This is a genomic window from Clostridium cibarium, assembly GCF_014836335.1.
GTDB lineage: Bacteria > Bacillota > Clostridia > Clostridiales > Clostridiaceae > Clostridium > Clostridium cibarium.
Genome location: NZ_JACSRA010000049.1, coordinates 1 through 14266 on the forward strand (window position 1 = coordinate 1; position 14266 = coordinate 14266).

Sequence of the window (14266 nt, forward strand, 5' to 3'; positions counted from 1 at the left end):
ATTCCAAATCTACCATCAAACAATACAAAAAAAGAATGTAGTAGATTTGTTTTACACAAATCTATCTACATTCCCTTACCAAAACTTATTTAATGTTTTGATAAAGATTAATTATTTAAGATATTTTAAATATATCTACTATTTGTTCTTCAAATTCCATTTCTGATCTTCTAATTATATCCCTATACTTATGAAACTTTTCCATTTCAATCTCAAAGTTGTCAAAGCATTGAGTTATACGATCTAATATAGTATTTATATTACTTTCATCATCCTGAAACTTAAATGAATCATCAATTGGAACATCCTCATAATAATTAGCTGAGCCTTTCCTACCTGTAATAACGCAACATTTGCAAATTGCTGCTTCTCTTGGTATTCTGTCCTTCCCTGGGTGATTACCAAAATCTATATATACCTTTGATTTTTTTAGCAATTGAATTACTTCTTCAGGATTCATATCTTTAATAGGAACCCATCTTATATGCTTGCCAGCTTTTATAAGCTTCTTCGTAAATTCCAAGCCTTTTTTAGGATTATAAGCCACAATGTTTTCTTTATTTTTTAAATCATTGCCTAAATTTTGCTTTAAAAATTCTCTGTTTAGGTAATCAGATAGATAATAGACCTTTTTAATTCCTTTTTTCTTTAGATGTTCGCTTATATATTTACACTGGGCCAAATTAACTACATTATCATCATTGAAATCAAAGTATTTTAAATTGTTTCCCAAAAAAGCTTTTAGCTTTCCGTTAGCTAAGCGTGTTTTAAGCATTTCAATAGAAAAATAATAATTATCTATACTTAACCACCATATAGCTTTTCTTATATTTTTATAATTAGATAAAATCATAGTAAGGACTTCTGGTACTATTATTATATTCCTCTCTTTATCTTCAATTTCAGTTACGTATTTTACATTATACTTTTTATACTGCTCGGCTACTGGATCTTCTATATTCTCTCCAACATAATACATATATGCTTCGTACCCTAACATGTTTAGCTTACTAACAAATTGATGTAGTAATTCTGGACCTCCTGTTGTGTGCTTTGGTACACAGACCACATATATTTTTGAACCATTAAATACTTCTATCATAAAAATCTCCCCCTTTTATACCCTAAATTCCTCTTAAATCCTTTTTTATTTCCTCAAGAGTTCTTTTTATGACCATATAATTTCTAATTTTCTTATCCCTTGTATAGAAAATATACACGTAATACTTATGTACATTACCCCTTAACATAATCACAGTAAATATTTTCTTGAACAATTTATACTAATGACTTAACTCTCAAGTTTAATACTTCTTCTGCTGCTCTTTTGTATCCACCACATTCTTTGAAGGATTCCTTTATCTTTTTAATGTTTTCCAAATACTTTGGTTCTGTTAATACCTTGTTTACCGAATCTCTTAATATTTCTGCAGTAAGCTTGTCCTTGTCTAAGGAAATACATGCTCCTAACTTAGCTGCTCTTGAAGCCATATAAGGTTGATCTGCTCCTAAAGGAATAGCAACAAATGGTACATTGTTAAACAACAAATCATTTGTACTGTTCATACCTGAATGAGTTACAGCTGCATCAGCATATTTTAAAATTTCCGATTGAGAAATATAATTTTTAACTACAAAATTTTCAGGAACTTCAAATTTTGATAAATCTGTATTATAAGCTGTCATAACAACAACCAGGTTTTCATCTTTAAAAGCTTCAAAGAATATATTGTAAAGGTTTATATCGTAGCTGCTAAATACTGTCCCTAGTGAAATATATATAACCTTCTTCCCTTCTATCTCTTTATAAGGAAAATCTTTTGTATCTTCTTTTCTATCATATATAGGAGGACCTATAAATTTAAAACTTTCATCATATTTTTCAATATTTGCAACGAAATATCTTGAAGTGTATGCAAAATTTATATCACCTTTATTAAACATTAAATTTTTTAACTTAGGCATCTCTATATTGTATTTTCTATTAAGTCTATCAGAAACTTCTTTGTACTTACCTTGTATAGGACTGGTTTTAAAAAACTCTTCAACTTCTTTTTTAAATTCTTTTGGAAGCATTTCTTCTGGAGTAGCAAATACTGCAAAAGAAGAAAATGAAGGTATTTTTAATATTTTAGCTATGACACCACCAAAAGGAAAGTTAGCCGAAAATCCAACATAGTCAAACCTTATGTCTTTGATTTCTTCCAAAATACTTTCAATGCTCTTTTCAAAGTTCATTACAATGTTATCTAAAATTTGAGACAAAAACTCAATATTCATCTTTTTTTCATTAGATGGCCTACTTTTCCCAAAGACATTTATCCACTCGCCGTAGGCTTTAAACACAGCACCTGTCTTTTCTATTCTTTGTCTAAAATCTTCATCGCAAAAATAAATTACTTCTTCTCCTTCTTTAATCAATTCTGAAATTATACCTAGTGTTGGATTTATATGTCCATAAGCTGGTACACCTAAAAATAATGTTTTCCCCATTTCTTCACATCCTTTTTTTATTTTAGTAAATAAAATATTTAACAAGTAAATATTATTTACTAAATTATTACTCTACTGGATAGTGTTGTCAAGCATTTTTTTGTAAATTTATTTATTTCAATTGAATTAATCTACAAAATTGACATCCTCATAACAAAAATGGACAATCTTTAAATAAATAAGATATACTTATAATAAAATAATATGAATCTTACAATATTTAGTATAGGAAGGATATACCTAATGAATAGTTCAAATACACGAAAATTACAAACTCTTATATACATATCAATTGCTATGATATTACTTTATCCAGCAAATACCTTAAGCTATCTAGTGATCAAAATAAAGATTTCCGATTTTACAAATTTAAATCATTTAAGCTTATTTTTTTTAGTTGTTGATTTAATAGGGTTAATATCATTTAGAAACGTTGAAATTACTGCTGAGACAAAGGAAAAGACTAACTTAAGAACAAGACCTCTTTATCTTTTTAGTATTTTAATTATAGGATATGTTTTATTTGATAATAATTTAAAAACAGCTTCAAACACTAGTGCTTTTATGGCATTTATTATAATGGAAGCATATCTCATATTTATAATTTTATTTACTAAGAATAAGCTATCATTTATTTTGCAGGATAGAAAATTACAATGGATTAAAGCTACTCAAAATATAGCTGTAGATAAATGGAGTAATTTTACTTGGCGGTTGAAGATTTGGATTACTACTCATGAAAAAGTAGATTTTAGAGATAGGCTACCTAATCCTATTAGAGTATTAGCAATAGGACTTATAGTTACTGATCTGTTGGCAAACTATTCAAGTGTTACTTTATTCATAGGAATACTCTTTTTTATCTTGTTTTTTAATAGTTTTCTTATGTGTATTGAATGCTTATTTGGACTTCAAACATCTTTAATAGGCATTTGTACAGGCTATGAATATGTACCTAATAGTGATAGAGACTACTATAATGTATATATCACAGATTACGAAAATAAGCGTGAAATTCATTTTAGATCTTATGAAGAACTAGATTTAATTTATGGTGAAGAAGTTAGAGTTGTACATGGCATTTTTTCAAAATTAGCCATAAGTGTTAATGGAATTGTCTTAGAAAGAAAATCTTAGTACTTAAATATTATTTTAGCTCCCTACAAGGGAGCTTTTATAAAATCAACTATATTATTAATTCTCATTAAATATATGGTAAATAAACTCTTCAAAGTTTTCTCTTTGAGTATGCCTATTATTTATATATATTTTTTTTGAAGTTAATATATTATTTAATTTGTCAGCATCTAAGGAATTCATTTTTAGATATGCCTCTTCTTCATAAAGATTTCTTAGAATTTTCCCTAATGCTAAAAGGCTTTCATAATGGATTCCATTTGAAAAACCTCTAATTTTAGTTCTATCAGTATGATTATTTGAAAAAAATAGAGATTTAGCTAACCAGCCTTCATCTGCCCTTCCCCTATCAGTAGTATTAGTTAAAACATAATTAATATATTCTGTAAACTCAGTAAATCTTCCTGTATAAATCTTTATTCCAAGAATAGGATACCATAATCCTTTTATTTTTCCACTATTAGTTCCCGATGATCTATAAAACGCTAAAGTTACTCTTTCTATTCCATGAACAAATCTTATACTTACATCTATTAAACCAATCATCCTAAATGGCTTTCTTGAATATGAATTGGCTCTGAAACTTTCAGGGTATATTTTTAATATCTCAATTGAACTTGGCAAAACATATACCTCCTCTATTAACTTTTATACTTACAAAGCCATGTGATTTTAAATAGAATATATTAAATCACATGGCTTATTTTAATGTCAATTCATAGTTTTTATTTTTTCAAGCTGTTCTTTTATTTCTTTAATATTTCTATAACTTCCATCGATATTCATGAGCTTTTTTAGGAAAGTTTTTTCTTCTGAATTTAGATCAAGTTCTTCATACCAAGGCTTTTCTTCTAAGTCATTTTCTTCGTAGGAAGAATAATATAAATGAATTAGAAAATCACCTATAAACCAATGATCCATCTCTCTTACATATTTTTTATTATCTATAATTCTGGCTAGTCCAAAATCTATTAAGGCTAGTTCCTTATTTTCTTTTAATACTACATTTGGAAGTCTTATATCTCGGTGTACAATTTTATTATTATGCAATACTTCTACCAAGTCTAAAAGCATACTTCCAACTTCATAAATCTCCTTTTTGCTAAATTCATATCCATCTTCTACTATTAAATCTTCAAAGACTCTACCTTCTATATATTCTAATATATAGCCCTCTCTGTATTGATCTTTGAATTTTGAAATAAATTTAGGAAATCTAGGATCATTTAATCCTTGTAATATCTTTTCTTCGTAAAATAACTTTTCTCTAGTCTTTTCAAGCATGTCCATTTTTAATTGTTTAATTATACATTTCTCACCTTTGTCATTTTTAGCAAGATATGCAATTCCATATCTTCCTTCTCCTATTAGATTAAGAATAGAATACCCATCTACTATTTCTTTAGCTTTGTAATACTTATCCATAATACTAAACTTTCTTTATAATCTCACACAAGAATTATTATCTGCAATAGGACTTTTTGTCATAATTACTATATGATTTTTCCTCTTCGTCATCATAGGACCAACTATATTCTTTACTATAAGAGTCACTATAAGACTTACTATATTGTTTATCATATGAGTCACTATATGACTTGCTATATGATTTATCATCTGACTTACTATATGATTTGCTATAAGATTTACTATATGATTTGCTTTCACTGCTCTTAGATTTACTTTCGCTGCTTTTTGATTTGCTTGCATTATCCTTAGAGTTTTTTTTCATTTTATAATATTTATGACCCTTACTTGACTCATGGTAATAAAATCCCATAAAATACACCTCTTTTGTTTTTGGTTAGATTTAGATTCTATACTAATATATTATGAAATGAATTTATGTTATGTTACCTATTTGAAAAATTAAGTATTAATATTAATTAAGCAACATTATTATATATAAAACACAAAAAAGCTTAGCCTAAAAAACTAAACTTTCTTGCATACCTTAATAATACTATTAAATATTATTGAACATTGTACATGCCTTTACTCTCCATATATTTAAATATAGATTCACCATGTTTTTGTTCTTCTTTTTGTATATGATTTAATACATCACGTACTTCAGTGTCCTTGAATTCAAAAATTGCAGTATCATAAGCCCCTGATACGTATTTTTCTGTCATTAATAGATCTGTACATATTTCCTTATCTGATAAGTTACTAGGAGTATCCTGAGCATTATTAACGTTTTGCCCAGCACTCTGATTTTGCTGCTGATTCATTTGAGGAACATTTCCGCTTAATATTTGATTAATTGTATCTAGATGATGCCTTTCAATTTGTTCATTATTCTTACAAATTTGTTTTAATTGCATATCCTTAGCTTGATCGGAATAATTAGAATATTTTCGTATGCACATTTCTTCATGACTTTTTTGATCTTCTAATAACATTCTTTCTTTTTGAGTTAAATTTACTGTCAAATTAAACACCTCCAACTTTATTTTGTGGAATATCTCTTTTTTTATACATATATTGCATCTAAAGCTTATCTTTAGTTCCATTACTATAATTTAATTCTACATATAAAAAAAACAGCAGTGATTATCTCACTGTTGTTTTTTATATACTTAAAGTCTAAATAAACTATTTAGTTCTTTTTAAAACTGTACGTTTAGCATGTCCTGAAAATAGTGGAACCTTTTCTACATAAACATCACTAGTTTCAAGACCAAACCATTTTGCTGGAGTAACGGTAATTTTCTTTATTAATAATTTTAAACCAAGTATAAGTGCATCCCAAGAGTTTAATTGCGATTCACATGAAAGATGTTCTTGAATTAAAATAAAGCGGAAATCACCAACTTTTCTATCTGGCATAGTTGTATAAGTTCTAGATTGTATTTCTATTTCACCACTCTCAACTAATTCAGTTGAAATTTGACGTAAGAAGACATTTAATTTTTGTTCTACTCTAAATCCAAGCTTTAGTTGAACTTTAACAATGTGAGATGTTCCAAAGGTATCTACTGTATATTCAGCTAAATAAGGTTCATCAGTAACTTCAATATTTACAAACCAGTAAACATCTGCTTTCTTAGGTCTTTTATCTAAAATAGAATACATTATTTTTCTTTCAATATGCTTGCGTTTTCTACAACCAGTTAAATATACAAGATTTGTTGCATATTTAGGACGATCCTCATCTTGACGTAATTGATCTAATTGTTCCATATAATCTTCTATTGGAACGTCTTCTAATAAACGCATCTTAATGTAGTAACCTTTAATCCAAATAATCATAACTGATAATATTGCTAAAGCTATTAATACAGCTACAAATCCTCCGTGAGTAAATTTAACTGCATTTGCAATAAAGAAAGAAAATTCTATTGAACCAAAGAAAATAAGTACGAACATAGCCACAATAAGTGGAGTCTTTTTCTTTAATAAATAGTTAAACAATAAAATTGTTGTCATTAACATTGTAACTGTTATAGCTAGTCCATATGCTGCTTCCATATGCTCTGAATTTCTAAAATAAAGAACTATTCCTATACAAACGACACATAAAAGTTTATTAATTGATGGTATGTATAATTGCCCTTTAGACTTAGATGGATACAAAATATGTAATCTAGGGAATAGATTTAACTTAATTGCTTCAGAAACAAGTGTAAATGCTCCTGAAATTAAAGCTTGTGATGCAATAATTGCAGCTAAAGTTGAAATTACTATAGCAAATATCAAAAGACCCTCAGGAACCATTTGATAAAATGGATTTAAATCTTTTATATGCGCATAACTAGGATTATGATTAGATGCCAATATCCAAGCCCCTTGACCAAAATAATTTAACAATAAACATATCTTAACAAAAGGCCAAGAACCATATATATTATCCTTCCCAACATGTCCAAGATCTGAATAAAGAGCTTCGGCACCTGTTGATGATAAAAATATACTACCAAGAATAAAGAAACCTGCCTTATTATCACTGCTAAATAATGTTTGAATTGCATAATGTGGAGACAATGCACGTAGTAATGTCCAATCATGAGCCATATTCATAATTCCAAATATCGCTAAGGTACAAAACCAAACAAGCATTATTGGACCAAATAATTTTCCAATAAAATCTGTTCCAAAGTGTTGAATAAAAAATAAAGCACTTATGATTATTATTACAATTACAACAATATTATTTTGATTATTCCCAAAAACAGAATTAAAGCTTGGAATTAGTTTTAATCCTTCAACTGCTGAAGTTATACTCATAGCTGGTGTTAACATTCCATCAGCAAGTAGTGCTGCCCCACCAATAATAGCTGGAACTACAAGCCACTTTGCACGCCTACGTACTAGAGTAAAAAGAGAAAATATTCCACCTTCACCCTTATTATCCGCGTTCAATGTTATAAGTACATATTTTATAGTTGTTAAAATAGTGATTGTCCAAAAAACCATAGATAATGTTCCAAGGATAAAATCTTCTGATACACTTCCTATTCCACCATTACCATTAAGGACAGATTTCATTACATAAAGTGGTGAAGTTCCAATGTCTCCATAAACTACACCTAACGCTACTAAAATTCCTCCTAAAGTGAATTTAGACATGTTTTTACCTTTAATAATTGATTTCATTTTTTGACTTCCTTTACTATATTTAATTTTTAATATTTGGATTATTTTTAAATTTCAGTCTTAAAGCTAAATAGAATCCAAAGTCTTAGTTAATAAATAGAATTTCCTAAAAATTCAAATCTTATTTATCATAACATTATTATAAAATAAGTCAATTCTTTTGCAATAAATTTATAGTATTTTTATTTTTCCACAAACTATTTAAAAGAAATCTATTCTATACTTCTATAATTACATCAATTAAGCAATAAAGATGTTAACTAATCTGTTGTATTTTTCTAGATATCAATACTAAATCATAGATATCGATTATACCATCATTATTTAAATCAAAACTTAAATCCCATTCTGTTTCTGTATCTTTGGTATTATATTTATTGGCAACTGATGCCATATCTAATAGGCTTACTGTTCCATCCTTGTCAATGTCACATATATCTCTCCACTTCGCATAAAGTTCTGTGTTTGATATTATTTTATCTGTTTCAAACTGCCATGGATTTATGCATTCTGCTTCTTTATACCATCCAGCAAATATATACCCTGCTTTTGTAGGCTCTATTGGCGCTGTTATTAAAGTATTACTATTAGCTTGTACACTTCCTACAGCACTTCCACCTTCACTGTTAAAGGTGACTGTATAATTTATTGTAGGCAGCTCTAGCTCTTGAAATATTATAGAGTTACTACTTGCATAAGTCTGGGCATAAGAACCTACAAATCCCTTAATTTTAAAATCTAAATTACAACTATTGAAAGTTAGAAAACCAATATTAGTAACACTTTCAGGAATAGCTACTTCTGTTAAAGATGTACAATAATAAAATGCATAATCCCCAATGCTTGTAACGCTATTTGGAATTATAATATTGGTAAAAGCATAACAATGGGCAAAGGCATTAAAATCTATGATTTTAACAGTGTTTGGTATTGTTATATTCTCGAGAACTTTGCACATAATGAAAGCACGGTATCCAATTTTTATCACACCATTTGGTATTATTATATTTGTAAGAGCTGTACAATTTTCAAATGCACTATTTCCAATATTCATAAGATTACTTGGAAGTGTCACCCCTGAAAGGGAAAAGCAATTGTAAAATATAAAACTACCAGTATCCGTAAGATTATTTGACAATTTCACACTTGATAGAAGCTGACAATTGTAAAACAAATAATTTCCTATACTTGTTACACTATCAGTCATTGTTGCAAATCTAAGAGCCTTACAATCTTTAAAGGCACCTTCACCAATATTTGTTACACTACTTGGAATAATTATATCCGTAAGAGAAATACATTCTAAAAACGCATAAGTTCCAATACTTGTAACACTATTTGGTATTGTTATCCCTTTAAATGCCTTGCAATCTTGAAAGGTAGAATTTCCTATGCTTCCAAGATTAGTGGGAAGTGTTATACCAGGAAGTGATATACAATATGCAAATGCACTATCTCCTATGCTTGTAACACTATCTGGTATTGATATACTTACAAGAGAGGAACAATAATAAAATGCAAAACTACCTATACTTGTTATACTATCTGGAATTACCACACTGGTTAATGGTTTGTTTTTAAAAGCATTACTTTCTATACTAGTAACAGTATGTCCATCTATGGAACTAGGTATTGTAATATTTGTATCACTGCCATTATAGCCTGTTATGGAATATGTTACTCCATCATCAGACTGCCAAGTAAACCCACTTGCATCTGTGCCAGTTGTACTTGCAACAACAGGCATGTCATTAAAGCTTATAAATAAGCTTATCAAAATAAATACTGACCATATCATCTTTAGTTTTTTGTTTCTCATCCCTATTCTCCTATTAAAAATAAAAATATTATATTGTTAATATTATCGTATTTTCATTTTTTTACTTAATCTCTTTTTAGAAGCTTAGTGATCTGTTGGTAGCATAAGTTTAATCTTTCAAGTAAATTAGAATTTACATAACACTCAAAAAGTTCTTGTTCTTGAAATTATAGCATATTATGTAAACTATGTTATAATAATTATTATATTAAATTCAAATCCAGTAAATGTAAGGAGCATATAGAAAAGAGGAATAAACTTGGAAGTAATAAATGTAACCCATGAAAATATAGAGATTTTTTCAGAAGTTTTAAATGACTCTGCTACATGGCTTAATTCTATAAATCAACCTATGTGGAAATATGAAGATATAACAAGTGAAGAACTACTAAAGAAATATAGCATAGAGGATATGAAATTATGTTATGAGAGAGGAAAATTAATTGGAGTATATATTTTACAATGGTATGACCCTCTATTTTGGGCAAGTTTAAAGAAGAATGAATGTGGAATACTACACAAGTTAGCTGTTTGTAGAGAAAGTGCAGGAAAGGGATATGGCCGCAAACTAATACAATCTGCTGAATTATTGTGTAAGGAACTCAACATCAAATGGTTAAGGTTAAATTGCGGCACATTTAGGGACAAACTGCGAAACTTTTACGAAAGCAATGGCTTTAAAATGGTAGATAGAGTATTTATCGATGATAGAGACCAAATTAGATATGAAAAATCTATAAATCTATAAGAATTTTATCTACTTCCGCACTGGTCTGATATACTTAAAATACCGTTCCGGATTAAAATAAAAGTAAATTATTCTACCTGGTGAAGTATCAAAGCAGTAACCAGTGCCTGCAAAATCAAAAGTTGCCATTGCCTTTTCAATCTTTTCCTCCACACTACGATTTTCCTGCTCATAATCGAATGGCCCATGTTCAAAAACAATATACTCGGCTTCGGGAACATCAATCATAAGCATTTGTGGTGGCACTTCCCCTTTATAATCAAAAGGAAGACGTACACCATAACACTCTGTACGTGGAATACCCCAATCGCAGAGTCTGCCATCCGGGTCATTAATGTACGCCATAATCTGACCGCTGCCACTGTTAGATTCGCTCCCACCATCATCATCCAATTTACCCTTGATACTATCAAGTAAGCCGCAAATTGTTTCCGAGTCTTGTCCTGGAATAAGACTTTGCTTTTGCCAAAAATCCCAATACCCATTACTCTCATAGTTTTTAATGTGCAAAAATTTGTGTGCGGGAATGGTTACAAAATAAATTTTAACATCATCTGTAGATTTTATCATACCAATCTCTCCTAATCCTAAAAAGTAACGGTCGAAAGGGTTTATTTTTGTACGAAGAACGACAGGATTAGGCTTTTTTCGATATTCACTTGGAGATACACCATATGTTCTCTTAAAAGCTCTAGTAAAAGCTTCATGTGATGAAAAACCATAATCAAAGGCAATATCTAAAATGCATTTTTCGCTATCCCGAACCTCTTTTAGTGCAAATGCTAATTTTCTATGCCGCAGATAATCCCTAAATTGCATACCTGATATTTCTTTGAATTTTCTCGTTGTATAAAATTCGGAATAACCTAGCCTACGAGAAAGAAAGCGTAGTGTCAAGGCTTCATCATTATAATTTTTAATATATTTGTCAATTTCATCAACGATTATTTGAATTTGCTTCTGCCACTCATACATTCGTCTGTTCACCTCGTTTCAACCGTCCTACACTTATTATAAAGAAATAGAGAGAGTACTGCTTGATTTTACTTGCTGTTATAAGTGCCATTTTCCCATTTACAGTGAAAATAGCAATAATATTGTGAGCATAAGAAACCGCTTATTTAACTCTTTCAAACATTGGATGTTCTTTATTAAACTCAACTAAATCCCATAAGTTACCGTATAAATCTTTAAATACTGCAACCGTTCCATAGTCCTGATTTTTAGATTCCCTAACAAACTCTATTCCTATTTTTTTCATTTCATTATAATCACGCCAAAAATCATCAGTTCCTAAGAAAAGAAAAACTCTTCCCCCTGATTGATTTCCTATAAAAGGCTCTTGTTCTGCCTTAGAAGCTCTTGCTAACAATATTGTTGTTCCATTTGAACCAGGTGGAGATACTACTACCCATCTTTTATCTTGCGCAGGTTGATATGTATCTTCTATTAATTGAAAATGAAGTTTTTTCGTATAAAATTCAATTGCTTCATCGTAATCTTTTACTACTAAAGCAATATGCACTACTGATTGAATCATAAATTTTCTCCTTCTTATATTACAGTGAATTATGTTTTACTTCAGTCCAAAATTTCTATTTTGTCAAATCATAACTTAAATCAATTAAATTGTTGATTTCTTCTTTAGGAAAAGAGCTATTCAAAACAATTGTTATCCAGTGTTCCTTATTCATATGGTATGCAGGCAAGATTCCTTCTTGATCTCTTAATATACTCTTTAATTCTGGATCACATTTTAAGTTTAATATCTCAACACTTCCTTTTCCAGTTAAGCCCAATTTAATTCTTGGTACATTCATAATTAGTCCATACCATTTGCCACCACCCTCATGCCTAAGCACTGCATGGTCTGGATACTTAAGCCATGGATAATCTGGTTCTGTGTAAAATTTTCCTTTTACATAATTAAAAATTTCTTCTCTTTCTATCATAAAAACACCTTCCGAAATTGCTATTTGTCTGTGCATTATATAAATAGTCTTATTTAGCACTTTTCCATTATGATATAACCGGTATAAAATCTGGTATAAGATCAATAGGCGATAATGCATACCCAATTGTAATTCCTGCAAAAATTTTTGCAATTACAGGTGTTTCTTTCTTCTTTAAAGCAAGGAATAAAGCAGGCACATCTGATTTTAATTTTCTCGCTCTATCTTTTAAATTCATCTTTTAAATCTCCTATATTTATCTTAACAGTTAATACTTATTTTTTTATATCTTATCACAATTCCACATATTTTTCGATACACTAAAAACCATCATTAACACCACTGCAATTTTTTAATATTGTGTTGATTCATATAAATTTTATGGTAATTTATGTTACAATATCTTTATAATTTTAATCTAAGCTAATAATTTATGATGGAAAAATACTATTAATAATGAGTGGTGATTATATGATTTCATATGAAGCTGAAATGATTAAAGATGGAAGAAGTGTATATATAATAATACCTTTCAATGCAAAAGAAGTTTTTAATAAACCTAAAGGAACTATTTATGTAAAAGGAACTATAAATAACATCCCTTATAGAAATAAATTAATTTCAAAAGGAAATAACGTTCAAATTTTAATTATCAATAAGAAACTGCAAGATTTACTTGGCTATTGTGGTACAATCATGAAAGTTGAATTAATGATTACAGAAGATAATATTATATCTGATGTTCTAGATACACAAGATTTCATAGAAAATTGTAAGCTTGATGTAATTTCAGCAATTTCAACCCGTAAAAGTATTAGAAAATATACTGAACAAACTATAACAGATAAAGAGTTAAATACAATTTTAAATGCTGGTTTTTGTGCTCCATCTGCTAAGAATAAACGCCCTTGGAATTTTATTGTCGTTAAGAATAAAGACCAGCTAATGGAGTTAAGTAAGATAAATATCAATGGGAAAATGCTGCAAAATGCAAATTGCTGTATTATTGTTTGTGGAGATAAAATTTTGCAAGGTACAAAAGAATTACTAATTGCTGATTGCTCTGCCAGCACACAAAATATGCTACTTGCTTCACATGGTTTGGGGATAGGTGCAGTATGGTGTGGTGTAATTCAAAATTCTGATTGGAGAAAACAAATAGTTAAACAATTTAAATTGCCAGAATCTATTATTCCCATATCGGTTATATCATTAGGTTATCCTAAAGAAATTAGAAAATCTGAAAGTAGGTTTGATTTATCAAAAATACATAATGAAATTTGGTAAGTATAAAATTGTAAGGATTATGATATTCAGAATGTATCAAGGACTTATTTTAATAGTAAGTCCTATTCGCATACCTGAGTTGCTTAAAAAATCTATTTTTTAACTGGTGAATTTGCTAATGAAAATGTGTTAATTTTAGATGACTATTTTTTTGGAGGATGTAGAATAACTTGTGTAAATTGAATATTAGATATGTTTTATAACTGGAAATTTCATTTCCAGTTATATTTT

Annotated in this window: 14 protein-coding genes and 1 pseudogene; 3 read left to right on the top strand and 12 right to left on the bottom strand. The window is 28.9% G+C overall.

Translation table 11 applies throughout. The annotated features are described in order from the left end of the window. Nucleotides 1-115: 115 nt before the first annotated feature. Together H9661_RS18780 and H9661_RS18785 are read right to left on the bottom strand one after the other, a co-directional pair. Nucleotides 116-1102: a hypothetical protein gene (locus H9661_RS18780; protein ID WP_191770318.1), complete on the bottom strand. Its 987-nt coding sequence runs from the start codon at nt 1100-1102 to the stop codon at nt 116-118. Between the two features lie 176 nt (nt 1103-1278). Then, nucleotides 1279-2493: a macrolide family glycosyltransferase gene (locus H9661_RS18785; protein ID WP_191770320.1), complete on the bottom strand. Its 1215-nt coding sequence runs from the start codon at nt 2491-2493 to the stop codon at nt 1279-1281. 243 nt (nt 2494-2736) lie between these two features. Here H9661_RS18785 and H9661_RS18790 point away from each other — a divergent pair, with 243 nt between their 5' ends. Further along, nucleotides 2737-3630 carry a hypothetical protein gene (locus H9661_RS18790; RefSeq protein ID WP_143317771.1) on the top strand — a complete coding sequence of 298 codons (894 nt, stop codon included), beginning with the start codon at nt 2737-2739 and terminating at the stop codon, nt 3628-3630. Between the two features lie 57 nt (nt 3631-3687). Here the strand turns inward: H9661_RS18790 and H9661_RS18795 are convergent, their stop codons facing one another. The 6 genes from H9661_RS18795 to H9661_RS18820 all read right to left on the bottom strand — a co-directional run bounded on the left by H9661_RS18795 (nt 3688) and on the right by H9661_RS18820 (nt 10048). Next, entirely contained in the window at nt 3688-4254 is a 567-nt protein-coding gene (locus tag H9661_RS18795; protein WP_143317770.1) for a hypothetical protein, read from the bottom strand. A gap of 87 nt (nt 4255-4341) precedes the next feature. After that, nucleotides 4342-5055: a protein kinase family protein gene (locus H9661_RS18800; protein ID WP_143317769.1), complete on the bottom strand. Its 714-nt coding sequence runs from the start codon at nt 5053-5055 to the stop codon at nt 4342-4344. A gap of 37 nt (nt 5056-5092) precedes the next feature. Beyond that, entirely contained in the window at nt 5093-5410 is a 318-nt protein-coding gene (locus H9661_RS18805; RefSeq protein ID WP_191770322.1) for a hypothetical protein, read from the bottom strand. 193 nt (nt 5411-5603) lie between these two features. Next, nucleotides 5604-6035: a spore coat protein gene (locus H9661_RS18810; RefSeq protein ID WP_423738993.1), complete on the bottom strand. Its 432-nt coding sequence runs from the start codon at nt 6033-6035 to the stop codon at nt 5604-5606. Between the two features lie 193 nt (nt 6036-6228). Further along, entirely contained in the window at nt 6229-8229 is a 2001-nt protein-coding gene (locus tag H9661_RS18815; RefSeq protein ID WP_143317766.1) for a KUP/HAK/KT family potassium transporter, read from the bottom strand. 256 nt (nt 8230-8485) lie between these two features. Further along, entirely contained in the window at nt 8486-10048 is a 1563-nt protein-coding gene (locus tag H9661_RS18820) for a leucine-rich repeat protein (RefSeq protein WP_191770324.1), read from the bottom strand. Nucleotides 10049-10307: 259 nt separating this feature from the next. Between H9661_RS18820 and H9661_RS18825 the strand changes: the two genes are divergently transcribed. Beyond that, on the top strand, nt 10308-10796 hold the full coding sequence (locus H9661_RS18825; protein WP_191770326.1) for a GNAT family N-acetyltransferase: 489 nt from the start codon (nt 10308-10310) through the stop codon (nt 10794-10796). A gap of 9 nt (nt 10797-10805) precedes the next feature. Here the strand turns inward: H9661_RS18825 and H9661_RS18830 are convergent, their stop codons facing one another. The 4 genes and pseudogenes from H9661_RS18830 to H9661_RS18845 form a co-directional block, all read right to left on the bottom strand. Continuing rightward, nucleotides 10806-11771: a helix-turn-helix transcriptional regulator gene (locus H9661_RS18830; protein ID WP_143317763.1), complete on the bottom strand. Its 966-nt coding sequence runs from the start codon at nt 11769-11771 to the stop codon at nt 10806-10808. 142 nt (nt 11772-11913) lie between these two features. After that, nucleotides 11914-12336: a VOC family protein gene (locus tag H9661_RS18835; RefSeq protein WP_191770328.1), complete on the bottom strand. Its 423-nt coding sequence runs from the start codon at nt 12334-12336 to the stop codon at nt 11914-11916. Between the two features lie 55 nt (nt 12337-12391). Beyond that, entirely contained in the window at nt 12392-12748 is a 357-nt protein-coding gene (locus H9661_RS18840; RefSeq protein WP_191770330.1) for an MmcQ/YjbR family DNA-binding protein, read from the bottom strand. Nucleotides 12749-12821: 73 nt separating this feature from the next. Then, nucleotides 12822-12986: pseudogene (locus H9661_RS18845) on the bottom strand (YkvA family protein); the annotation flags it as partial. A gap of 233 nt (nt 12987-13219) precedes the next feature. Here H9661_RS18845 and H9661_RS18850 point away from each other — a divergent pair. Further along, nucleotides 13220-14035: a nitroreductase family protein gene (locus H9661_RS18850; RefSeq protein ID WP_185966852.1), complete on the top strand. Its 816-nt coding sequence runs from the start codon at nt 13220-13222 to the stop codon at nt 14033-14035. The last annotated feature ends 231 nt before the right edge of the window (nt 14036-14266 follow it).